This window comes from Nitrospirota bacterium (assembly GCA_016195565.1).
GTDB lineage: Bacteria > Nitrospirota > Thermodesulfovibrionia > Thermodesulfovibrionales > UBA1546 > UBA1546.
On record JACPZK010000031.1, the window covers coordinates 60,212 to 83,141 of the forward strand.

22 protein-coding genes are annotated in these 22,930 nt (G+C 40.8%); 21 read left to right on the top strand and 1 reads right to left on the bottom strand.

All coding sequences use genetic code 11. The annotated features are described in order from the left end of the window. The first annotated feature begins 125 nt into the window (after positions 1 to 125). The 8 genes from HY035_10395 (at position 126) to HY035_10430 (ending at position 9,028) form a co-directional block, all read left to right on the top strand. Entirely contained in the window at positions 126 to 1,346 is a 1,221-nt protein-coding gene (locus HY035_10395) for an ATP-binding protein (protein ID MBI3378786.1), read from the top strand. A gap of 85 nt (positions 1,347 to 1,431) precedes the next feature. After that, positions 1,432 to 3,345, top strand: coding sequence for an asparagine synthase (glutamine-hydrolyzing) (gene asnB / locus HY035_10400; GenBank protein MBI3378787.1), 1,914 nt, complete (start codon positions 1,432 to 1,434; stop codon positions 3,343 to 3,345). Next, a complete protein-coding gene (locus tag HY035_10405; GenBank protein MBI3378788.1) occupies positions 3,338 to 4,528 on the top strand; it encodes a glycosyltransferase family 4 protein in 1,191 nt (396 codons plus the stop codon). Before asnB ends, HY035_10405 begins: the two co-directional genes overlap by 8 nt. Further along, complete coding sequence (locus HY035_10410) at positions 4,525 to 5,100, top strand: class I SAM-dependent methyltransferase (GenBank protein MBI3378789.1); 576 nt, start codon at positions 4,525 to 4,527, stop codon at positions 5,098 to 5,100. Before HY035_10405 ends, HY035_10410 begins: the two co-directional genes overlap by 4 nt. Continuing rightward, positions 5,097 to 6,536: a cobalamin B12-binding domain-containing protein gene (locus tag HY035_10415; protein ID MBI3378790.1), complete on the top strand. Its 1,440-nt coding sequence runs from the start codon at positions 5,097 to 5,099 to the stop codon at positions 6,534 to 6,536. Before HY035_10410 ends, HY035_10415 begins: the two co-directional genes overlap by 4 nt. Positions 6,537 to 6,553: 17 nt before the next feature. After that, positions 6,554 to 7,264: a glycosyltransferase family 2 protein gene (locus HY035_10420; protein ID MBI3378791.1), complete on the top strand. Its 711-nt coding sequence runs from the start codon at positions 6,554 to 6,556 to the stop codon at positions 7,262 to 7,264. Between the two features lie 5 nt (positions 7,265 to 7,269). Then, the gene (locus HY035_10425; protein MBI3378792.1) at positions 7,270 to 7,608 is read left to right on the top strand and encodes a DUF2304 domain-containing protein; all 339 of its coding nucleotides are present in this window, start codon (positions 7,270 to 7,272) and stop codon (positions 7,606 to 7,608) included. A 190-nt stretch (positions 7,609 to 7,798) separates the two neighbouring features. Further along, positions 7,799 to 9,028 (top strand): ATP-binding protein, encoded by a 1,230-nt coding sequence (locus HY035_10430; GenBank protein ID MBI3378793.1) that lies wholly within the window; start codon positions 7,799 to 7,801, stop codon positions 9,026 to 9,028. Positions 9,029 to 9,036: 8 nt separating this feature from the next. Here the strand turns inward: HY035_10430 and HY035_10435 are convergent, their stop codons facing one another. Then, positions 9,037 to 10,050, bottom strand: coding sequence for a GDP-mannose 4,6-dehydratase (locus tag HY035_10435; protein MBI3378794.1), 1,014 nt, complete (start codon positions 10,048 to 10,050; stop codon positions 9,037 to 9,039). Positions 10,051 to 10,231: 181 nt separating this feature from the next. On the opposite strand from HY035_10435, the gene HY035_10440 reads away from it, so the two are divergent. The 13 genes from HY035_10440 (at position 10,232) to HY035_10500 (ending at position 22,929) form a co-directional block, all read left to right on the top strand. Continuing rightward, positions 10,232 to 11,299 carry a glucose-1-phosphate thymidylyltransferase gene (locus HY035_10440; protein ID MBI3378795.1) on the top strand — a complete coding sequence of 356 codons (1,068 nt, stop codon included), beginning with the start codon at positions 10,232 to 10,234 and terminating at the stop codon, positions 11,297 to 11,299. Positions 11,300 to 11,453: 154 nt separating this feature from the next. Next, entirely contained in the window at positions 11,454 to 11,936 is a 483-nt protein-coding gene (locus HY035_10445; protein ID MBI3378796.1) for a dTDP-4-dehydrorhamnose 3,5-epimerase family protein, read from the top strand. A 112-nt stretch (positions 11,937 to 12,048) separates the two neighbouring features. Next, complete coding sequence (locus tag HY035_10450; GenBank protein MBI3378797.1) at positions 12,049 to 12,366, top strand: GIY-YIG nuclease family protein; 318 nt, start codon at positions 12,049 to 12,051, stop codon at positions 12,364 to 12,366. 55 nt (positions 12,367 to 12,421) lie between these two features. Continuing rightward, positions 12,422 to 13,420 (top strand): dTDP-glucose 4,6-dehydratase, encoded by a 999-nt coding sequence (rfbB, locus tag HY035_10455; GenBank protein ID MBI3378798.1) that lies wholly within the window; start codon positions 12,422 to 12,424, stop codon positions 13,418 to 13,420. A gap of 151 nt (positions 13,421 to 13,571) precedes the next feature. Further along, positions 13,572 to 14,423, top strand: a complete 852-nt coding sequence (rfbD, locus tag HY035_10460; protein ID MBI3378799.1) for a dTDP-4-dehydrorhamnose reductase — start codon at positions 13,572 to 13,574, stop codon at positions 14,421 to 14,423. A gap of 73 nt (positions 14,424 to 14,496) precedes the next feature. Then, on the top strand, positions 14,497 to 15,096 hold the full coding sequence (locus tag HY035_10465) for a winged helix-turn-helix transcriptional regulator (protein ID MBI3378800.1): 600 nt from the start codon (positions 14,497 to 14,499) through the stop codon (positions 15,094 to 15,096). A 95-nt stretch (positions 15,097 to 15,191) separates the two neighbouring features. Then, a complete protein-coding gene (locus HY035_10470; GenBank protein MBI3378801.1) occupies positions 15,192 to 15,641 on the top strand; it encodes a UpxY family transcription antiterminator in 450 nt (149 codons plus the stop codon). Between the two features lie 128 nt (positions 15,642 to 15,769). After that, positions 15,770 to 17,098 (top strand): UDP-glucose/GDP-mannose dehydrogenase family protein, encoded by a 1,329-nt coding sequence (locus HY035_10475; GenBank protein ID MBI3378802.1) that lies wholly within the window; start codon positions 15,770 to 15,772, stop codon positions 17,096 to 17,098. Between the two features lie 61 nt (positions 17,099 to 17,159). Further along, positions 17,160 to 17,963, top strand: coding sequence for a hypothetical protein (locus HY035_10480; protein ID MBI3378803.1), 804 nt, complete (start codon positions 17,160 to 17,162; stop codon positions 17,961 to 17,963). Positions 17,964 to 18,063: 100 nt separating this feature from the next. Further along, positions 18,064 to 19,476, top strand: a complete 1,413-nt coding sequence (locus HY035_10485) for a phosphomannomutase/phosphoglucomutase (GenBank protein ID MBI3378804.1) — start codon at positions 18,064 to 18,066, stop codon at positions 19,474 to 19,476. Further along, positions 19,476 to 20,870: a mannose-1-phosphate guanylyltransferase/mannose-6-phosphate isomerase gene (locus HY035_10490; protein ID MBI3378805.1), complete on the top strand. Its 1,395-nt coding sequence runs from the start codon at positions 19,476 to 19,478 to the stop codon at positions 20,868 to 20,870. Before HY035_10485 ends, HY035_10490 begins: the two co-directional genes overlap by 1 nt. A 31-nt stretch (positions 20,871 to 20,901) precedes the next feature. Continuing rightward, positions 20,902 to 21,819, top strand: coding sequence for a sugar phosphate isomerase/epimerase (locus HY035_10495; protein MBI3378806.1), 918 nt, complete (start codon positions 20,902 to 20,904; stop codon positions 21,817 to 21,819). A 42-nt stretch (positions 21,820 to 21,861) separates the two neighbouring features. Further along, a complete protein-coding gene (locus HY035_10500; protein MBI3378807.1) occupies positions 21,862 to 22,929 on the top strand; it encodes an N-acetylneuraminate synthase family protein in 1,068 nt (355 codons plus the stop codon). Position 22,930: the final 1 nt, after the last annotated feature.

The following is a 22,930-nucleotide window of genomic DNA, read 5'->3' on the forward strand; positions in this document are numbered from 1 at the left end:
AACAGTAAAGGCTTTGCTCTAAATATTTTTTATGTGCGGAATCTGCGGAAAGATAAAATGGTATTTTTTGTGTAACAAAGGCTTACTTGACATAGTGGCAAAATGCCATTATAGTATGAGATATTATGACAATGAAATATTTCAGGCGTGAAATAGGAAGCCAGATACATAATGCATTAAATGAAATGCCTGTTGTTGTTATTACCGGTATGAGACAGACGGGGAAGAGCACTTTTTTGCAGAGACAGCCTGAGCTTAAGAATAGAAGATATATCACCTTTGATGACTTTGCATACCTTGAGGCAGCGAAAAGTGATCCTGAGGGATTTCTTGACACTGACGAGCCTATTACAGTCGATGAGGCGCAAAAGTGTCCCGAGGTACTGACGGCTATAAAGAGAAAAGTGGATAAAAAGAGAGTGGCAGGGCAATTTTTACTGTCCGGCTCTGCTAATTTTTCCCTCCTCAGAGGCGTCTCAGAAAGTCTTGCAGGCCGAGCGGTTTATTTTAACATGCAGCCTTTTACACGCCGCGAGATTAGGGGCAATATTGATGAAAAACCATTTCTTCAAAAGTTTATGGATAAACAGGTAATTTCCGGAGATGCAGCTATCCCTTCTGTCGCAGCATCTGAAATTCTTACTGGTGGAATGCCGTCGGTTTGTCTGGGGGAAGTGAAAGACAGGTTATTGTGGTTTAAGGGTTACGAGCAGACCTATATTGAAAGAGACGTAAGGGATCTGAGCCAGATCGGGAATATGGTCTCATTCAGGCATCTTCTTCATTTAGCAGCCCACAGAACAGGACAACTTTTAAGTCCAAGTCAGCTTGGAAGAGATGCAAAATTAAATACGGCAACCACATCAAGATATCTTTCATTGCTTGAAATGTCATTTATTATTCACCGCATGAGCCCATATCTTAGAAATAAAGCCAGCAGGCTGATAAAATCCTCTAAACTATATATAAGCGACTCTGGCCTTGCCTGTTATCTTGCAGGAATCAAGAAACTTGAATCGGAAATGCTCAGGGGCTCAATGTTCGAGACTTTCGTTTCTCAGAATCTCTTGGGAATAATTGATTCAAGCTGGCCGCAGGCAGCGCTTCATTTCTGGAATGTTCAGGGCAGATATGAAGTGGACTTTGTGATAGAAGAAGGCAGCAAGTGTATCGCAATTGAAGTTAAGGCGTCGTCAAGATGGCACGAAAAAGATCTTTCCGGCATTAAGGCATTTCTTTCTTATACGCCCCATTGTGTTGCAGCAATACTTGCCTATAATGGGGAAAGAGCTGTAAAACTCGGCGAACGATTGTGGGCATTGCCATTGAGTCTTATACTTTCATAATTAAAATGGTTTAATAAATATTACACCCTGCGGTCTCTGCCGCAGGGTATTCACGTTTTACCTGTCAAGGATGGAGGACAATCACATGTGCGGAATCTGCGGAAAGATAAATTTTAACAGCGAGCCTGTCAACGAAGACCTCCTTAGACGGATGACCTCCTGTCTCTCTCACCGCGGGCCTGACGATGAGGGGATATATCTTAAAGACAACGTTGGGCTTGGTCACAGGCGGCTCTCAATTATTGACCTCTCTCCTTCTGCTCATCAGCCGATGTCCAATGAGGACGGGACGATATGGATTGTCTTCAATGGAGAGATTTACAACTTTCCTGAACTCAGAGAGAACCTAATAAAAAAAGGCCACACTTTTCGCTCAAAGAGCGATACCGAGACTATCATTCATTTATATGAGGAATATGGAGTTGACTGTTTAAAGTATTTGAGTGGGATGTTTGCATTTGCGATATGGGATAAAAGGAATAAATCTATTTTTCTTGCAAGAGACAGGGTGGGGAAAAAACCACTCTATTACTGGCATACGAAAGATACCTTTGTGTTCGCTTCGGAGATAAAATCAATCCTTCAGGACAGCGGTTACGCTCGGAAGCCTGATTACACTGCCATTCACCATTATCTTACATACCAGGCTGTCCCATCTCCCTGGACTGCTTTTGAAGAGATTAAAAAATTGCCTCCTGCACATTATTTAGTCCTGAAGAATGGATGTGTTGAGTTAAAGAGATACTGGAAGCTTTCATACTTACCCAAACATAAGATGGATGTGGGAGATTTGAAGAAAGAAATATTTGAAAGACTGCAAGAGTCAGTAAAGATACGGTTACTTAGTGATGTACCGCTTGGCGCTTTTCTGAGCGGTGGAATTGATTCAAGCGCAGTGGTTGCAATAATGTCGGGACTAATGAAGGAACCGGTTAAAACATTTTCCATCGGTTTTAAGGAGGAAGCATACAATGAACTCCGATACGCGAAGATGGTTGCTGAGAGATTTAAAGCTGACCACACTGAATTTATAGTAGAACCAAAAGCAATGGAGGTTATTGAAAAGCTTGTATGGCATTACAATGAGCCATTCGCAGATTCATCAGCGATTCCTACTTACTATGTCTCTAAACTTGCAAGAGAACACGTCACTGTTATACTGAACGGCGACGGCGGTGACGAAAATTTTGCAGGCTATGGCAGATATGCTGCAAATGAATTTTCTAAAGAGATGCACAGATATTTTCCTGCTTCAATTGCAAGGCTATTACTCCCCCTTGTTATGATGCTGCCTCATGGCAGTAATCCGACTAATTTTTTCTGGAGGCTGAAAAGATTCCTTCAGGAATATACAAAGTCCCCGGAGATGATGAATGCTCACTGGCTCTGCCATTTTTCAACAGAAATGAAGAATGAGATATATACAGATGATTTTTCGACGCTTGTTTCAGCTACCGACTCCTTTGTCCTTCTTTTTGAAAAATATCGGGAAGCGGAGGCAGATAATTTTCTTGACAAGGCACTTTATGCAGATGTAATGATGTATCTGCCTGATGACCTTCTTGTGAAAGTTGATGTTGCCTCAATGGCAAATTCCCTTGAAGCGCGTTCTCCATTTCTTGACCACGAATTTATGGAGTTTGCTGCAAGGATCCCGTCAGGATTAAAGCTAAAAGGCAGGGAGACAAAATCTATCCTTAAGAAGACATTGAAAGGCATCCTGCCCGACGAGGTTCTTTACAGAGAAAAAATGGGCTTTGGTGTACCTATTGACCACTGGTTCAGGAATGAATTAAAGGATATGGCGTATGATGTAATATTGAGTGAGAGAGCCATTGCAAGGGGTTATTTCAAAAAAGAGGCTATAAAAAAAATCCTTGATGAGCATACATCAGGTAAATGGAACTGGCAGAACCATATCTGGAATCTTTTAATGCTTGAACTCTGGCATAGGATGTTTATTGATGAAGCTCATATAGGTTCTATGAGCCATGAGTAATTTAAGGCTTTGCATGGTTTCTCCTCTCTATCACCCTGAGCTGGGAGGGGTTGGAAGGCAGGCAGTCGCTTTGACAGAATATCTGCATAAAATAGGGATAGATGTTTTTGTTATGTGCAGAAAAATAAATGGAATGCCTGAATGGAAACCTGCGACAGGATTAAGGATTATGCAGATTAATACCCTCGGCTCAAGTAAGTATGACCTTGAGGCTAAGTCAATAATGAATCTTCTGATTTCTCTAAGTTTTTGTTTTAATCTTATGCTTGTCTTTATAAAAAATAGAAAAAAATATGATATTGTGCATTTTCATGGGTCAAGCCTGCAGCTTATCTTTAATGTGATTCCTCTTAAATTAATGGGAAAAAAGATTGTAGCAAAGGTGGCAGGGGCAAAGATGGATGTGGAGGCAGGCTCTTTTAGGGGCAAATATTTCTTGCTCGGAGATTTGTTTATATGGAGTCTGAAAAAGGTGGATATGTTCATAGCAATAACAAAAGAAATCAGGGATGATCTTATAAAGGATGGTTTTAGACATGACAGGATTTTTGAGACAAGCAATTTTATAATGCCTGAAAAATTTTATCCCCTTGAGAATCCGGAAGAGAAATATGCGATAAAGAAGAGGCTCGGCATTGAAGCGGACAAGAAAATAATCACCTTTTCCGGAAGACTTGTGCAGAGGAAAAGGGTTGATTTGTTATTAAGAGCGGTTTCTATGATTGTAAAAGCAAGAAAAGATATCAGGGTTATTATTCTTGGCCATGGAGAATTGCTGGAAGACCTGCAAGGGATAGCTCCAGAACTTAGTATCCGTGAATATGTATCATTTAAAGGCTTTGTCTCGAATATCCTTGATTATCTGCATGTTGCTGACATATTTGTACTTACGTCCGATATGGAAGGGATGCCGAACTCATTGCTCGAGGCGATGGCATGCGGGTTGCCTGTAATAGCTACAAGGATAGGCGGTGTAGTTGATATTGTTGAAGACAAAAAGAATGGGCTCCTTGTAGCGGCAGGCGACGAGGAAGAATTAAAGGATGCGATATTGAAATTGCTTGGAGATGAGCAGTTGTCAAAATCTATATCGCAAGAGGCGTACAAAACCATAAGAGAAAATTATTATATAGATAAGGTTGCAGATAAGTATATCTCGCTTTATCAAAGACTGGCCGCATGAACTCTGATTATTTCAGGTATCTGAGAAAAAGAAGCCTTATCGGAATTTTATTCCGCAGATTATTTTTGATGCCAGTTGCAAATTATTTCAGGGGAAATGTCCTCGATATAGGCTCTGGCATAGGAGAGTTTCTTGAATGCTATCCTGATTCTGTTGGAATAGATGTCAATAAGGATTGTGTTGAGTTCTGTGTCTCAAAAGGGCTTAAATGTTTTCATGCGGATGTTTATAGGCTTCCGTTTATGGATAATTCGTTTGACGGTGTTCTGCTTAATAATATTCTGGAGCATCTTGAAAAGCCCGATGATGCGTTCTCAGAAATAAAAAGGGTCTTTAAAAGTGATGGGAGACTATTGATTGAACTCCCCGGCAAAAAAGGTTTTTATCATGATAAAACACATGTTAAGTTTTGGGATAAAGAGAGCATCATAGATTTTCTCAAAAGATGGGGTTTTGATAACATAGTTATAAAGTATTTCCCGATACCTTTTAGGATTGCTGGAGAGATTTTCACTCATAACAAAATAAGAGTGTTCGCTGTTAATATAGGAGATATACGGGGGAGGGAATGAAAAATCTGGTGCTCGTTGTTGTTCCCACGATGGAGAATGCTTACCATAGTCTTCAGGATTTTGTAGCGATAAGTCCTCCTATGGGACTGATAAGTATTGGGGCAATGGCTGAAAAAGCAGGATATAAAGTTTCTGTGATTGATGGAGACGCCGAGAGATTGACCTTAGAAGAAACGATTTTGAGGGTTATAGAAAAAAACCCTAATTACATCGGTTCAACTATTATGACCGCTACAATGGACATTACAAGCATATTCTATACAAAACTTAAAGAAATATTGCCTAATGTTAAGGTGATTGTGGGCGGGCCGCATGTTTCTGCAGTTCCAGAACAGACACTAGTTGATGCCCCTGCTATTGATATCTGCGTTATCGGAGAAGGTGATGAGACAATTGTTGATATACTAACCACCATAGAGAATGGTGGTGACATAGATAGTGTGAGTAATATTGTATACAGAAAGGGCAACAGGGTTGTGCGGACTGCTGAAAGGCCTCCAATAAAAGACTTAAGTGTTCTTCCGCTTCCGGCTTTTCATCTGCTTGATAAAAATCTATACCGATCGTACGGTTGGAATAAGTGGGTTGGTGGATTCAGAAAACCCCTTGGGGTTATCTTTACTGGGAGAGGATGCATAGGTAAGTGCAACTTTTGTGCTGCGCATACCGTCTTTGGCCATGGAATTCGTTATTTTACTTTACAACAGATAAAAGATCAGATAGATTATCTCATTGCAAACTGGGGAATGCGCGTACTTTATTTTCAGGATGATACATTCACTGCAAATCGCAAGATTGTGAATGAGATATGCGATTATATTATTGAGAAGGGTTATGACAAGAGACTTGAGATCATGGTTTCATCGAGAGTGGATATCCTGCATCTTCCGACTCTGAAAAAGATGAGGCAGGCATCTGTGCGCTGGATATGCTTTGGTGTTGAGAGCGGAAATCAGGAAATTTTAAATAGAATGTTTAAGAATATTTCGATCGAACAGATAAAAAAGGCATATGCGATGGCAAGAGAAGCCGGTTTGTTTGTAGCAGGAAATTTTATGATAGGACATATTGGAGAAACTCGTGAGACTGCAATGGATACAATTCATCTTGCGTGTGAGCTTGATCAGGAATATGCATCATTTGCAATTGCTATTCCATTGCCGGGAACTGAGCTTTATCAGTATTGTCTGGATAATAATATCCTGCTTCCCACTTGGAACGATTTTGGAAGTGTGAATACACCACCTATCCCTTTGAATGAATCACTCAGCGCCGAAGATCTTATGAAATTACGCGACATTGCTGCCAACAGATTCTTCAGAAGGCCGTTGTATTTTTTAAAGCTTCTTACAAGGATGCGCGCCTTTAGTGTTATCAGGGATTTTGTTAAGATGTATTTTGCTATCAAGGCTGAGAAGGCGGCAAAACGATTATAACCTATAAACGATGAGCTATGAGCAACGAGTTGAAAAATCACTTTGCCATAATAATGCCTGCATACAATGAGGCAGGGAGGATATCATCCACCATTGCCGGCATAAGGAAATTCAGTAGCGCTGATATTGTTGTTGTGAGCGACGGCTCGGATGATGATACGGCAGGCGAAGCAAAGGCAGCAGGGGCAGTGGTGATAGAGTTACCATCTAATCTCGGCTATGGAGCAGCTCTTCAGACAGGTTTTAAATATGCATTGGACAGGGGATACGAATTTGCAGTTCAGATGGATGCTGACGGGCAGCACGATCCAATGTCAATTAAAACACTTATTGAACCAGTGATTGCTGACGAGGTTGATGTTACTATCGGTTCTAGATTTATGTGTAAGGGCAACTATAAGGCGCCTTTTGTGAGGAGAATTGGGATGTATTTCTTCGGTCTTATAGCATCACTTTTTACCGGCAGGAAGATAACAGATCCTACATCGGGTTTTCAGGCTTTAAACAAAAAGGTGATGGAATTTTATGCAAGCGATGCGTATCCTGTGGATTATCCCGATGCAGACGTAATTATAATGCTTCACAGACAAGGGTTCAGGTTTAAGGAAGTTCCTGTTATAATGCATAATGCCGCAAAGAGGTCTATGCATGGCGGAATTCTTAAACCGCTGTATTACATCTTTAAAATGATGCTTTCTATTTTTGTTACACTTCTTAGAAAGGAGTAAAGACAATGACTGTTCAACAAAAAATATTTGCCCTGACAATAGGCGCAGGTCTGTTTTTAGTCATTATAGAACTGGTAAGAAGAAGAAAACTTGCGGAAGAATATTCATTTATCTGGCTGCTGACAGGTTTCGGGATTATTGTCCTTATTCTCTGGTATGACCTCCTTGAGTGGCTTACATACCTTATTGGAGCAAAGACACCGACAACGACTCTCTTTATCTTTGGCTTTGTGTTCCTGATATTGCTTAATCTGTATCTCTCTATCAAGATCACCAAACTTGCCTCTCAGGTGAAAGACCTTGCGCAGAAGCTGGCGATAAGTGAAAAAGCTGATAGGCGATAGATATATATTTTTGAGATATGCAATAAGAACTTTTAATCCTTAAGCCTGTTTAGGAACTCCCTGTTTAAAAGCGCTGGACTCCCCCGATAATATCGGGGGAATGACAGAAAAGTGTTTTTTCAGACTGTTTACGACTCATCGACAATATTATTTGATATATTTTCTATCACGGTATGATATAATTTATATCATGACATACAGGTATAAGCATAGATGGATAGCTGAAAAGATGAGGGATGCCCTTGAGTTTTCCCCTGTCATTGTCCTTTCAGGGGCAAGGCAGACAGGGAAAAGCACACTCCTTCAGAATGAAGAGCCTTTCAGAGGCTGGCATTATGTTACCTTTGATGACCTTGATACCCTTTCAATTGCAGAGAAGAGACCTGATGAGATACTGAATATCTCAAAAAATATAATTATTGATGAAGCGCAGCGCTCCCCTTTCTTTATGTATGCTGTGAAAAGGGCGGTGGATAAGGATAAATCAAGGAGGATCATCCTTTCAGGTTCAGCCAATATGCTTTTGATGAAGAGGGTATCTGAGAGTCTGGCAGGGAGGGCAGTATATTTTAATCTCATGCCCTTTTCTTTCGGGGAGATAATGGAAAGAGGGCCGGGCAGATGGTTTAAAAGTCTTTTAAATGAGGGAAAAATTTCACGCATTCAGGATACTTATATCACATCGAATATGAATTTGAGGTTCAGCCTGTTCAGGGGATTTTTTCCGCCCACAGCGTTACTAAAAAAAGAAGACCACATAGCCATGTGGCTGAAGGCTTATGTGAAGACTTATCTTGAAAAAGATCTGAGGGAGATTTCAGCGGTCTCATATCTGCCTGACTTTAAGAGGATGATGGAACTGCTTGCCCTTAGAAACGCTTCAATTCTAAAGCAAAGCGAGGTGGCGAGGGATGCAGGCTTATCTCAGGCAACACTGGGAAGATACATCAATACCCTTGAGACGACAAATCTGTTTATGAAGGTCAAGCCGTATTCAAAAAACATAAGTGTAAGGCTTATTAAATCTCCCAGGATTTTTTGTATTGACACAGGACTAACAGCCTCTCTTGCAGGCTATTCTGCATCAGAGAATATCCCAGCGACATTTATGGGGGCCTTGCTTGAGTCTTATGTGCTTTTGAACCTCATTGCAATGACATCCCTTTTGGGCGGAGAGGTGTTTTTTTTCAGGACACAGGGTGGTAAGGAGAAGGAGGTTGATTTTGTAATTGAAAAGGAAAACAGGCTCGTGGCAGTTGAGGTGAAACTGTCGGATACTGTTTCTGCAGGAGATATAAATAGTCTGCTATTTTTAAAAGACATCAACAGCAGATTTGCCGCAGGGCTGGTTGTATATGCAGGCAAAGAAGTTAAACAGCTTTCAAGCAATATCTTTGCTGTGCCATGGGATATGCTATGAAAATCCTTTTAATCCCTAAGCCTGTTCAGAAACTCTCTGTTTTTTAGATACCAGTCAACTGTATTTTGTACGCCTTCTTCTATTGAAACAGTGGGTTTCCATCCGAGTTTTTCTTTTGATTTTTCTATGTCAGCCCATGTTGCCAGCACGTCGGCAGGATGTATAGGCAGCCATTCTATCTCTGCTTTTTTCCCGAGATGCTGTTCTATCAGGTTTATCACATACATCAGTTCCACAGGGCTGTCGCTGCCGAGGTTAAAAATTTCATAGCCGAAAGGCTGAAGGCATTTTATTGTTCCGTCAGCTATGTCGTCAATATAGGTAAAGTCCCTTGTTTGTTTCCCATTGCCAAAGACAGGGATGGGCCTCCCGTTGTCAATTTTTTTAATAAATCTGAATATGCTCATGTCAGGCCTGCCGGCAGGGCCGTACACAGTGAAGTATCTTGGAATGCTTATGTCAATGCCTGAAAGAAAATGATAGCTGTGGCATATCGCCTCCGCGCCTTTTTTGGTAGCAGAATACGGAGCTAATGGGCGGTCTGTATTATCGGTTTCTTTAAAAGGCATAGCATTAAGTCCGTAGATGCTTGAGGTAGAGGCAAGCACGAATTTTTTTGTATCTGAGTTTTTGCAGCATTCAAGGAGATTTAGTGTTCCCTTAACATTTGTATCAAGATATATCCATGGGTCTTCCACCGACGCCCTCACGCCTGCCCTTGCGGCCAGGTTGATAACCGCATCTATTTTATGATTGGCGAATACTGTTTTGACTTCATTGTAATTACCTATGTCACACCGGTGGAAACTGAAGCTTGGAGTTTGGAGTTTGGAGTTTGGAGTTTTAACTCTTAACTCCTCACTTTTAACTTTCAACCGATTAAGTCTCCACTCCTTAAGTTTAGGGTCATAGTAATCATTCATGTTGTCAATGCCGATAACAGAACAGCCGTTCTCAAGCAGCTTTCCCGAAACCTTCCAGCCGATAAATCCTGCACAACCCGTAACTGCGATAGTCTTCATCCCGCCTCCAGATTTTTATTTCTTTAAGGTATAATACAACAAATTTGTGAAAACGTTTAGAATTAATAGTAAATGCGATTTTGCGTTGTCATTGCGAGCAAAGCGAAGCAATCTGGTTGTGAGATTGCCACGTCGTCCCGATAAAATCGGGGCTCCTCGCAATGACTTAATGGAGATGTAGATGAAGGCATTGATATTAAGCGGCGGAAAGGGGACAAGGCTCAGGCCTCTGACCTATACAACAGCCAAGCAGCTTGTTCCTGTAGCAAATACGCCCATACTGGGATATGTTCTCAGGCATATTAAAGATGCGGGAATAAAAGATATAGGCATAATTATTTCACCTGAAACAGGAAATGAGGTAAAGCAGTATGTAAAGGATGGGAAGGGGTGGGGTGTTAATGTAACTTATATCTTGCAGGCAGAGCCTGCAGGGCTTGCACATGCGGTTAAGACTGCTAAGAATTTTTTGAAAAAGGACAATTTTATAATGTATCTTGGTGATAACCTTCTGTCACATGGGGTCAAAGATGCGGTAAGGGAATTTGAAAGACAGCCCATTGATGCCGCAATATTTCTTAAGGAAGTGGATAATCCAAAACAATTTGGCGTGGCAAAACTTGATAGGAAGGGCAATATAGTAAAGCTGGTAGAGAAACCTAAAAATCCGCCATCGAATCTTGCGCTTGTCGGCGTCTATATATTTACTGCAATGATACATGACGCTATTGATAAGATAAAACCATCGTTCAGGGGCGAGCTTGAAATAACGGATGCGATACAAAGGCTTATAAGCATGGGCGGCAGGGTAAAAAGTGAGATATTGAAAGGCTGGTGGCTTGATACAGGCAAAAAAGACGATATTCTTCAGGCCAATACAATAGTTCTTGATGAATATATAAAACGGCAGATTAACGGTATGGTTGACAGCAAGAGTCAGATACTTGGAAGAGTAACAGTGGAAAAAGGGGCGTCTGTGGTGAATAGCACTATCAGGGGGCCTGTTGTAATAGGCAAGAACTCTGAGATTAAGAATTCATTCATAGGCCCGTTTACAAGCATTGGCAGCAATGTTACTGTAACAGATTCTTCCATTGAACACTCTGTAATTCTCAGCGACGCATTTCTTTCAGGTGTTGAAAGGCTTGAAGACAGTCTTATAGGGAAAAACACAAAAATTATAAGGAATGCGGTTCGTCATAGAGCACTGCGCCTGATGATAGGGGATGACTCAACAGTTGAGGTTTAACTCATATGATTACTGAAATAGAGAAGGGAACAATCTTTTCGCTCATTCTCGGTCTTCGACCTCCGAGGGCTTTTGCCTCTTTATTTATTAACTGTATGAATATCGGCAAAAGAAACCGCTCAAAGACAGTTCCCTTCTCTATTAGAGGTCTGATATGTTTAAAACCAGCGACATAGAAGGCATTGTTATAAAAAAAATGGAAACTTACGCTGATAATCGCGGGTGGCTGGGAGAATTATTCAGAAAAGACGATCCAATTCTCAGCTTAATCCAAGGCAATTCAATGTTTTATCCTGCAATGAGCTACATATCTATCACTAATCCTGATATTGTGAGAGGGCCCCATGAACACAGAGAGCAGACAGACTATTTCTGTTTCTTAGGCAAATTCAAGCTCTATTTGTGGGATAACAGAAAGGATTCACCTACTCATAAAAATAAAAAGGTGGTGGAGAATGCAGACAGGCTTATAGTAGTTGTGCCGCCGGGAGTTGTCCATGCATATAAAAATACAGGGAAAGAGGACGCAATTATACTGAATTTCCCTGACAGGCTTTATGGAGGATGGAACAAGGAAGAAAAGGTCGATGAAATCAGATATGAAGATGATGCTGAGAGTCAGTTTAAGATTGAGTAAGCTGTTGACTTGGACAATGCAGACATTGCTCAAAAATTTATGGGTCTTCGTGTAACCGAGCGGGTAAAAAATATTAGTCATTCTCCGGCTTGACCGGAGAATCCAGATTTATATGGAAAAGATTTATTATGTTTACATATTGGCGAGTCGGCAAAATGGCACTTTGTATATTGGAGTAACCTCTGATTTGATAAAGCGTATATGGGAGCATAAAAATAAGTTAGTGGAAGGGTTTACTGAAAAATATGATGTAGATAAGCTTGTCTATTATGAACAGTTTAATGACGCAGAATATGCTATTAGGAGAGAGAAAAGATTGAAAAAATACAATCGCAAATGGAAAATGGATATTATTGAAAAGTTAAACCCGGATTGGAAAGATCTGTATGAGGAGTTAATATCTGGATTCCCCGATCGAGTCGGGGAATGACATTGTTTATTATTGAAATCAACCCACACGATTACGCGAAGAGCCAATTTAGACAATGAAGATCCTTGTTACAGGTGGCTGCGGATTTATAGGTTCAAATTTTATAAGGTATATCCTGAAGAAGTATCCGGACTATGAGATTGTAAACATGGACGCCCTGACATACGCCGGAAATCTCGAAAATCTGAGAGATATAAAAAAATCTAAGAGATATCGGTTTGTGCATGGAAGGATTGAGGATAAGAACCTTATTGCAAATGCGCTCGGCGATGCAGGCTATATCGTAAACTTTGCCGCAGAGACGCATGTTGACAGGTCCATCCGGAATTCCTCCCCTTTTCTGACTACAAATATTTTAGGAACGCATACTTTGCTTGAGGCTGCAAGAACAGTTCCCATCAAAAAATTTATTCACATCTCAACTGATGAGGTATACGGCGCCCTCGGTAATAAGGGAAAATTCACGGAGAAGGCTATGCTTGCCCCCAATTCGCCGTATTCGGCGTCTAAGGCCTCGGCTGACCTTCTCATCCGCGCATATTATGAAACTTACAAGTTGCCCGTAGTAATTGTCAGGCCGTCAAATAATTACGGCTATTACCAATTCCCTGAGAAGTTTATTCCGCTTATGATTACGAATCTCTTGATGAAGAAACCTATTCCCATTTACGGGAAGGGAGAAAATGTGAGAGACTGGTGTTTTGTAGAGGACAGTTGCGCGGCAATTGACAATGTTATGCATAACGGCAAGGCAGGCGAAATTTATAATGCAGGCGGTAATTGTGAAGTTAAAAATATAGAGCTTGCAAAAAGCATTCTTAAGATAATGGGGAAAAGCGAAAGGCATATTAAATTCGTTAAAGACAGGCCGGGGCATGATTACAGGTATGCTCTTGATAATTCAAAAATAAAGCGTGAATTAAAATGGCGGCCGTCTGTCACAATAGAGGCAGGCCTTGAGATGATCATAAGGTGGTATAAGGATAATGAGTGGTGGTGGAAACCGCTTAAAGAAAGGCTCAGCGCTGAGAGCAGGGGATTTTGGGAGAGATGAATAAGAATAAAATGCAGGAGATAACCCTTTCGCTCATTCTCGCTCTGCTCCGAGGCTTTTGCCTCATTATTTATCCTATTAAAAGCTTGCTTGTGGAATATCGGCAAAAAAAACCGCTCAAAGATTATCTCCTGCATTGGAACTGATATTCATGAAGATTCTAATTATAGGCTCGGAGGGCATGCTCGCACGGGATTTAATGCCTGAGCTGAAAGAAAGTCATGAGATAATACCGCTTTCAAGACAGAAGCTGGACATTACCCAAAAAGATGCTGTTATAAAAAATATAAAAAGTAACGCTCCTGATATAGTAGTCAACTGCGCCGCATATACAAAGGTAGATATGGCTGAGGAAGAAAGGGAAAAGGCCTTTCAGGTGAACGGCATAGGCATTCAAAATCTTGCTGTTGCGTGCGCAGAGATGCAAATACCTTTATGCCATATAAGCACAGATTATGTCTTTGACGGCAGGAAAAATAAACCTTACACGCCGTTTGACGCGCCAAATCCCTTGAATGTTTATGGAGAATCAAAGCTTGCAGGAGAAAAATATATACAATGGATTATGAACAAGTTCTATATAGTTAGGACATGCGGGCTTTACGGCAGGGGAGGTAATAATTTTGTGTTGACAATTCTCAGGCTTGCTAAAGAGCAGCAAACAGTGAAAGTTGTTACAGACCAGATATGTTCTCCGACTTCTACTTTAAATCTCTCTGCTGGGATAAAAAAAATTATTGAGAGCGGAAGTTTCGGAATATATCACATCACCGATGATTCGGGGGGCGGTATAAGCTGGTTTGATTATGCCAGAGAGATTATTGCAACGGCAGGCATACGCGCAGAGATAATCCCGGTAACTTCCGAGGAATTTCCCCGCCCTGCAAAGCGTCCTGTGTATTCCGTGCTTGACACGGAAATTACAAGACTTGCAGTAAACTATACGCCGGAAAAACGCGAAGTTGCCCTTAAAAAATTTCTTTCAACAGCTAATCTTTTTTAGCAGCTAATATTTGAAGTAAGTACTCCCCGATACCTATTGACTAAACTGATTTTTGTGTGGTATTGTTCATGGTATGAACAATCATCCGCCTGAGGACATATCCCTCAGGCTGCTTGACGAACTTACAAAGGAGTCGGTGATTACTCAGCGGGCCTTGGCTGACCGCCTTGGGATTGCCCTCGGCTTAGTTAATGCGTATGTAAAAAGGCTTTATAATAAGGGACACATAAAGGTCAAAAATCTTCCTAGAAACAGAGTCAAGTATATAATCACTCCTAAGGGTTTTGCAGAGAAGGCAAAACTTACCTACAGTTACATGAACCGCTCAATAGACTATTTCAGAGACGTTCGGCAGAAGATTGAGCAGACTTATGCGGTAATGATGGCCTCCGATGTTAAGAATATTCTTCTCTGGGGCGATGGAGAGGTTGCTGAGTTATGTTACATCTCTACAAGAGGGCTGCCGCTTAAGATTGTTGGTGTCGTTGCGACTCGAAACCGAGTTGTTGCTGACAGTGGTATGGAAAAGGGATTTTTCGGGCATGACATCTATTCAATAGAGAATGTCAATGGAATTGAGTATGATGCAATACTGGTTGCATCCCTTGACGGCAGGGCAAGTGAAACGATGAATAGGGCAGGCGTAAATCCCGAAAGGGTTTATTATCTATGATAAATATGGAATTAACTGATATTTCAGGAGCTTATCGTTGCGACTCGCAACCGAGTTGGTATGCTGTTCATGTTAAATCCCGCCATGAGTTTAAAGTGGTGGAAAGATTAACAAAATCCGGCATAGAGACTTTCCTGCCTGCTGTTGAGAGACTCAGCAGATGGAAGGACAGGAAGAAGTTAATAAATTTCCCTCTTTTCCCTGGTTATATTTTTGTCCATATGAATAAGATTTATGAAGCCATGCTGACTGTCCTGAAAACCCGGGGCGTTGTAAGATTTCTTGGCATTGTTCCCGGTGAGCCGGAGACTGTTTCAGAAGAGCAGATAATTTCTTTAAAAAAGCTTGTTGAAAGCAAAGAAACCCTTGACCCCTATCCGTATTTAAAAGAAGGCCAGAGGGTAAGGATAAAAATGGGGCCTCTTGCAGGCGTGGAAGGTATACTTGCGGAAAGGAAAGGACAGCATCTCCTTGTTCTCTCTGTGGATATACTCAGGCAAGGGGTGTCTCTGAAGATAGACGCATCGGATGTAGAGAGAGTTTAGAGTTTAGGAGTTAAAAGTTGAAAGTTTAAACTCTTAACTCAATTAAGCCCTTAGGCTGCATATCTTTGACGGGATATGTGACTGAGAGGGCGGAGCATTGCAGGAACTTGCTGGAGGAATAGCAAAATATGAAAATTTCAATTATAGGCACAGGATATGTAGGGCTTGTCACAGGAGCGTGTATGGCGCAGATGGGAAACAGCGTTTTTTGCGTGGATGTTGACAGAAAAAAGATAGAAAACCTTAAGCGCGGGGTTATTCCCATATACGAGCCCGGGCTTGAACCTCTGGTTGCTGAAAATTACAAGGCAGGGACATTAAGGTTTACGACTGACATTAAAGAGGCGATTGACAGCAGCGAGATTTGCTGCATAGCGGTCGGCACTCCGATGGGAGAAGACGGCAGCGCTGATTTGCAGCATGTTCTGCAGGCAGCTCAGGATATAGGCAAAAATATGACGCACTATATGATTATAGTAAACAAGTCAACCGTGCCGGTAGGAACAGCGGATAAAGTCAGAGATGCTGTCAAAGGCGAGTTGAGCAAAAGGAAGGTTGAAATCCCATTTGATGTTGTGTCAAATCCTGAATTTCTTAAAGAAGGAGCTGCTGTTGAAGATTTTATGAGGCCCGACAGGGTTATCGTCGGTGCGGATAATCCGAAGGCGCTTGAGAAGATAAAAGAACTTTATGCGCCGTTTACAAAAAGCCACGAAAGGTTTATTGCTATGGATGTAAGAAGCGCTGAAATGACGAAATATGCCGCAAATGCAATGCTTGCCGCAAAGATATCTTTTATGAATGAAATAGCCAATATCTGCGAGAAAGTGGGGGCTGATGTTAATAAGGTCAGGGTAGGGATAGGAAGCGACAGCAGAATAGGATACAGTTTTATATACCCGGGCTGCGGATACGGCGGAAGCTGTTTCCCTAAGGATGTAAGGGCGCTGGAAAGATTAGCGACAGAAAATAAATATACAGCCAAGATGCTCAGGGCGGTTCAGGAAATAAATGAATCTCAGAAATTAGTCCTTATCCGGAAGGTTATAAAAATATTCGGTGAGGATTTAAAAGGGCATGTATTTGCTGTTTGGGGGTTGTCTTTCAAGCCTGAGACAGATGATGTAAGAGAGGCGTCAAGCGTAACTATAATCCGCGAACTTGCAAAACGCGGGGCGAAGATAAAGGCGTATGACCCAAGGGCAATGAATGCGGCTAAGGAGTACTATCTCAAGGACTTAAAAAACATAGAGTATGCTGATTCCAAATATGCTGCATTGTCAGGCGCTGCTGCGCTGCTGCTTGTTACGGAATGGAAGGAGTTCAGGAGCCCGGACTTTGATGAGATTGCAAGGCGTCTGAAGAATAAGATTATTTTTGACGGAAGGAACCAGTATAGCAAAAAAAAACTTAATGTGATAGGATTTGAATACTTTCAGATAGGAGTTGGCGAATGATGGGGATAAAAATAACAGAACGGCCGCATACTATTTGCATTAGCTGTGAAAGGAGATAATAATGTCAGAGATGAATGTAAGAGAAGATGAGATAAATCTGTATGATTATTGGAAGGTAATTGTAAAAAGAAAATCCCTTATCATAGGATTATTTCTTGTCGCTGTTCTTGCGTCAGCGGTAATAAGCCTTTCAATGCCAAAGATATACAGGGGAGAGCTTGTGCTGAAATTGCCGGTACTAACACCGGTACTAACAGCGAAAGAACTGTTAGTTGTTATTGGCAAGATTGATGCAGAAATAATTTTACCAACAACGCACTATTTAGTATCAGATGTAAAATTAGATACCCTGAAAGATTCTACAGACAAACTCAGGTTAACCATTGAGGCAAAAAATACGAATGACATATCTGTTGCAATGACGGGATTTGTTGCATATTTAAATAACCTCTCTTTAATAAAAGAGCCTGTGGAACGAGAGAAAGAAAAAGTCGCCAAGCGGTTAAAAGATATACCACGCTTAATAAAAAATCAATCGGACTTAATAAAGGAGTATGATTCATTTGCAAAAATGTATGATAGAAAACTGGAAAAAGGAGAACTGTCTATTATCAATCTCGTGCCTGCTGATTTTAAACAAAGGGCTATGGATTTAGATAATACAAGGCGTTCTCTTGTTGAAGAAGCTAAAGAAGATATGGAGAATATTACCGGCGTTTCACTTGTCGGCAACCCATATATTTTCAAAACACCTGTGAGTCCGAATATAAAGAAAAATATTATCCTTGCAGCAGTAGCGAGTCTTGCTGCAGGGATATTGCTGGCTTTTTTAGTAGAGTACATAGAAAAGGCAAGAAATAAATAGTGTCATCTGCAAAGCAATAAGCCCTTGGAATATATCCCGCTAAGGATAGAATCATAAGCTGAAAGTAAAGAGATAGCACTTGCAGCAGAAGCGTTAAAAGATGATCAATGAAGATATATTCAGGGAGTATGACGTGCGAGGGGTTGCAGGAAGAGATATTGACAGAGATGTTGCTGTTTCAATAGGCAAGTCATTTGCCCGCCTCTTAACGGCTTCCAATTCAAATGCAAAGTGTGTAAGCGTAGGAAGGGATGTCAGGCTTAGTTCAAATGATTTGTCTTCAGGGATAATAGAAGGAATTGTCTCTTCAGGCATAGATGCTTATGACATAGGAACATGTCCCACTCCTCTTCAGTATTTCTCTATTTTCCATCTGAATTTAGACGGTGGCATAATGGTCACGGGCAGTCATAATCCGCCGGAATATAACGGATTTAAAATTAGCATCGGAAAGGAGACTATTTATGGCAAGGACATTCAAAAACTGAAAGAGATAATAGCAGCAGGGCCAAAGCCAAGGGCGGAGAAAGAAGGAAAGGTAGAAAAATACGATATTGTCAGCCCGTATAAGGACTACATGCTCAGTGAATTTTCTTATCTTAATGATTCAAAATATAAAAGATTTAAAGTAGTAGTAGATGCAGGCAATGGCACAGCAGGCATGGTTGTCCCGGAGATTCTTAGTAGAATTGGATGCGATGTAATGCCGCTTTATTGCGAGCCTGATGGAAACTTCCCGAATCACCATCCTGATCCAACGGTTGTTGAATATATACATGACCTGATTCATGAGACAAAAAAGTCAGGCGCGGATATAGGGGTAGGGTACGATGGTGATGCAGACAGGATTGGAGTGGTTGACAGAGACGGAAGGATTATATGGGGCGACCAGTTGATGATAGTCTTAAGCCGTGAATTATTAAAACGGAACAAAGGTGCAAAGATAATAGGAGATGTGAAGTGTTCGCAAGTGATGTTCGATGACATAAAAAGAAATGGTGGCACTCCGATTATGTGGAAGACAGGACACTCCCTTATAAAGCAAAAGATGAAGGAAGAAAATGCCCTTCTTGCCGGAGAATTCAGCGGCCACATATTTATTAAAGACAGATATTTTGGCTATGATGATGCAATTTACACCACATTAAGGCTTATAGAAATTATGAAAACCGCAGGAAAGGACATTAGAGAACTCCTATCAGATGTTCCAAAGATATGTCATACCCCTGAGATAAGAATTAACTGTTCTGATGACAAAAAGAAAGATGTGGTCGAACAGGTAGTCTCAAAATTTATAAAATACAAAGAAAATGGCAATGCTTTATATCATATCAGAGACATTAACACAATAGACGGCATAAGGGTTGTTTTTGACCAAGGATGGGGCCTTATGAGGTCAAGCAATACCCAGCCTGTTGTTGTAATGAGAATAGAGGCTGAGGATGAAGACAGCCTGAACAATTACAGGACATTTTTAGAAAAAGAGTTTGAACAGGCAAAGGTAAAGGCATAATGAAAGCATTAATCCTTGCAGGCGGTAGCGGCACAAGGCTCTGGCCATTAAGCAGAAAAAATTATCCAAAACAGTTTCTAAAACTGAATGGAGACCGCTCTCTTTTACAGCAGACAGTAGAGAGACTTTTAAGGACACTTCCTGCTGAGGATATTATTGTGATGACAAACAATGAATATAAGTTTCATGTTTTATCTGATTTAAATGCTTTGTCTTTGCCTATACCTTTACCTGCATCTAATATTATCCTTGAGCCTGTAAGCAGAAATACTGCGCCGGCTATAGCCCTTGGAATAAAATACTGTATGGAAAAGCTTGGATGCCATAAAGATGAAGTTATATTTATTTCGCCTTCGGATCATATTATTAAGCCTCTGGAGAGATTTGTCGAATATATAGGCACTGCTGAGAAGATAGCGAGGCAGGGGTATATAGTGACATTCGGGATAAAGCCAGAAAGGCCTGAGACAGGATACGGATATATAAAGGCAGGCAAAAGTATAGGAATGGGAGGCTACAAGGCAGAAGAGTTCACCGAAAAACCTAATAGTGAAACCGCAAAAAGATATTTGGAAGAAGGTAATTATTTTTGGAACTCAGGAATGTTCTCATTCAGTATCGGAACTATGCTCAGGGAGTTTTCAAAGCATACCCCCGCAATAAAGGAGATGCTTAATGGAAGCTTTGACGATATGATAGTTAACTTCAGTGAAATGCCGGATATCTCTATAGATTATGCGATAGCAGAGAAATCAGAGAAAGTAGCAATTCTCCCTATGGACATATACTGGAATGATATCGGTTCTTGGGATTCATTGTACGAAATTCTGGATAAGGATGAAATGGGAAATGTCAAAAAGGGCGATGTCATTGCAATAGACACAAAAAAATCTCTGATAATCGGCAATAAGAGACATATATCAATCATAGGACTGGATAATTGTCTTGTAGTTGAGACAGATGATGCTATACTCATTTCAAGAAAAGGAGAGGCGCAGAAAGTAAGGGATGTGGTAAATAGGCTCAAAAAAGAAAATAGAAAAGAGGCAGATGAGCATGTCACGACATATAGGCCATGGGGAAACTATACAGTGCTTGAAGAGGGAACAGGATACAAGATAAAAAGGATAGTAGTAAACCCTGGAGAGAAATTGAGCCTACAGATGCATAACCGAAGGTCGGAGCACTGGGTTGTTATAAAAGGAACCGCAAAGGTAACGACAGGGGACGCACAAATGATTATATATGAGAATGAGTCGGTTTATGTCCCCAAGTCAACATTGCATAGACTTGAAAATCCTGCCGAAATGCCATTGGAAATTATAGAAGTTCAAAACGGAGAATACGTCGGGGAAGACGATATTGTGAGATACGATGATATATATGGAAGATAATTAGATAGAAATTAATTCCCAGTGATTATTTATGAAACATCTTGAAAAAAGAAAAGATTGTCACAAGAACCCACGGATAGCTCTCTCGTCAACCTGTCTGGGCAATACTGATATAAAGTCACTATGCGAATATGCAGAAGTAAATAATATTCGCAGTATTGAACTTAGCGCTAACATTCCTTTTATATCCGACAAGGAGCTTGTCAAGACATTAGAAACATATACTGATAGAATCAATTTCTATATCCATAATTATTTCCCTGCGCCAAAAGATTCCTTTGTTTTAAATCTTGCGCATCCAGCTACACATGAAAGGTCATTGAAGCATTGTCTGAAGGCGGTTGATTTATGCTCTTCGCTTGGGATAGCGGTTTACTCTATCCATGCCGGAATGGCAATAAACCCCTCTGCTGACGACTTAGGGAAATCCTTATCACGCTACGCTCCTATTGATCTCAAAGAATCGCGAGATTTATTAACAACTGCATGTCATGAAATTGCCGGGTATGCTTTAGGCAAAGGTGTTCGGATACTTATTGAAAATAATGTTATAAATGAAGGCAACTGCCCTGAGAATGTAAATAGGCATTATCATTTTGCAGACCCTGCTGAGTCTGAGAAGCTCTTTACTCTTTTTTCCAATCCCAATATAGGGGTTTTGCTGGATGCAGGTCATTTGAAGGTCAATGCGACAAACCTTAATTTCAAGCCGCATAATTTTATTAATTTGTTCAGAGAAAAAATTAATGCTATACATCTTAGCGATAATGACGGAAGATACGATCAAAATCTTCCTATTGATGAACAGTCATGGTTTTGGCAATACCTGCCGTGGGAACAGCTTGAATATGTTTCCCTTGAAATTAAGGAATGTTCTTCCCATTTAATCAAGAAGCAAATAGGACTGATTGAAAAACAGCTATGCGGATATAAGGCGGTGACAGTTTAGGATAGAAATATGTGTCTATGACTGAGAACTGATAATTTTAAGATGGCAGAGAAAATAAAGATGTGGCGTATAAAAAATAGGATAATAGGGGAAGATCAGCCTGTATTTATAATAGCTGAGGCCGGCGTAAACCATAATGGAGACCTGGATATAGCGCACAAACTTATTGACGCTGCTGCCGAAGCAGGCGCCGATTCCGTAAAATTCCAGACATTTATAACTGAAGATCTGGTTTCTCTTGAGACTCCTTCCGCAAATCATCATATAGCGAATGTTAAGGAGACGCTTTCTCATTTTGAGCTCATTAAAAAACTGCAGCTTCCTTTTAGCGCTTTTCAGGAACTTAAGGTTCATTGTGAAGAAAGGGATATGATTTTTATTTCAACACCATATGACGTGCGCTCTGCCGAGTTTTTAATTGATTTAGGTGTTGATATCTTGAAGATTGCAAGCAGCGAGATGACTAACTATCCTTTGTTGGATGTCATAAGGCAGTCAAAAATTCCAGTAGTTATTTCTACGGGTATGAATTTCTGGAAAGAGATTGCCGAATCGGTCAATTTTGTAGGGGAATACAACGATAAAATCTGCGTCCTGAAATGCACCTCAAATTATCCGGCTTCAGCCGAAAGTATTAATTTGCGGGGAATCTCTAAGATTAAAGAGGCTTTTCCCGATTGCCTTGTAGGATTTTCAGATCACTCCGAGGGGGTCGAAATTTCGCTTGCGGCTTTAGGATTCGGCATATCTATGCTGGAGAGGCATTTTACTTTTGATAAAACATGGTGGGGGCCTGATCACAAAGCCTCTATGACACCAGCAGAGTTTAATCAGTTCATTCATGCTGTAAGAAAATCGGAAAAAGCCTTAGGAAGCATGGATTGGGATGTTCAAACCGAAGAACTGTCTCAACGGAATACGATGCAGAAAGGTATTTATGCCTCAAAAGAGATTAAAAGAGGTGAACCGGTAACGATGCAGAATGTTAAATTTTTGCGTCCCCCCCGCGGTATGAGCTTGAAAGAATTTTATTTCGAATTTTGCAATAAACCCGCTAAAGCCGATATAAGAACCGGACAAAATATAACACGCGCTTTTTTTGAAGATTAAC

Excerpts from the sequence above, each read along its gene's own strand:
- HY035_10475 (MBI3378802.1), top strand. The coding sequence starts at position 15,770 with ATGAAAATTTCAATTATAGGCACAGGATATGTAGGGCTTGTCACAGGA.
- HY035_10420 (MBI3378791.1), top strand. The coding sequence starts at position 6,554 with ATGAGCAACGAGTTGAAAAATCACTTTGCCATAATAATGCCTGCATAC.
- HY035_10490 (MBI3378805.1), top strand. The coding sequence starts at position 19,476 with ATGAAAGCATTAATCCTTGCAGGCGGTAGCGGCACAAGGCTCTGGCCA.
- HY035_10465 (MBI3378800.1), top strand. The coding sequence starts at position 14,497 with ATGAACAATCATCCGCCTGAGGACATATCCCTCAGGCTGCTTGACGAA.
- HY035_10440 (MBI3378795.1), top strand. The coding sequence starts at position 10,232 with ATGAAGGCATTGATATTAAGCGGCGGAAAGGGGACAAGGCTCAGGCCT.
- HY035_10395 (MBI3378786.1), top strand. The coding sequence starts at position 126 with ATGACAATGAAATATTTCAGGCGTGAAATAGGAAGCCAGATACATAAT.
- HY035_10430 (MBI3378793.1), top strand. The coding sequence starts at position 7,799 with ATGACATACAGGTATAAGCATAGATGGATAGCTGAAAAGATGAGGGAT.
- asnB (MBI3378787.1), top strand. The coding sequence starts at position 1,432 with ATGTGCGGAATCTGCGGAAAGATAAATTTTAACAGCGAGCCTGTCAAC.
- HY035_10425 (MBI3378792.1), top strand. The coding sequence starts at position 7,270 with ATGACTGTTCAACAAAAAATATTTGCCCTGACAATAGGCGCAGGTCTG.
- HY035_10485 (MBI3378804.1), top strand. The coding sequence starts at position 18,064 with ATGATCAATGAAGATATATTCAGGGAGTATGACGTGCGAGGGGTTGCA.
- rfbB (MBI3378798.1), top strand. The coding sequence starts at position 12,422 with ATGAAGATCCTTGTTACAGGTGGCTGCGGATTTATAGGTTCAAATTTT.
- HY035_10480 (MBI3378803.1), top strand. The coding sequence starts at position 17,160 with ATGTCAGAGATGAATGTAAGAGAAGATGAGATAAATCTGTATGATTAT.
- HY035_10405 (MBI3378788.1), top strand. The coding sequence starts at position 3,338 with ATGAGTAATTTAAGGCTTTGCATGGTTTCTCCTCTCTATCACCCTGAG.
- HY035_10415 (MBI3378790.1), top strand. The coding sequence starts at position 5,097 with ATGAAAAATCTGGTGCTCGTTGTTGTTCCCACGATGGAGAATGCTTAC.
- HY035_10495 (MBI3378806.1), top strand. The coding sequence starts at position 20,902 with ATGAAACATCTTGAAAAAAGAAAAGATTGTCACAAGAACCCACGGATA.
- HY035_10435 (MBI3378794.1), bottom strand. The coding sequence starts at position 10,050 with ATGAAGACTATCGCAGTTACGGGTTGTGCAGGATTTATCGGCTGGAAG.
- HY035_10410 (MBI3378789.1), top strand. The coding sequence starts at position 4,525 with ATGAACTCTGATTATTTCAGGTATCTGAGAAAAAGAAGCCTTATCGGA.
- HY035_10445 (MBI3378796.1), top strand. The coding sequence starts at position 11,454 with ATGTTTAAAACCAGCGACATAGAAGGCATTGTTATAAAAAAAATGGAA.
- HY035_10500 (MBI3378807.1), top strand. The coding sequence starts at position 21,862 with ATGGCAGAGAAAATAAAGATGTGGCGTATAAAAAATAGGATAATAGGG.
- HY035_10450 (MBI3378797.1), top strand. The coding sequence starts at position 12,049 with ATGGAAAAGATTTATTATGTTTACATATTGGCGAGTCGGCAAAATGGC.
- rfbD (MBI3378799.1), top strand. The coding sequence starts at position 13,572 with ATGAAGATTCTAATTATAGGCTCGGAGGGCATGCTCGCACGGGATTTA.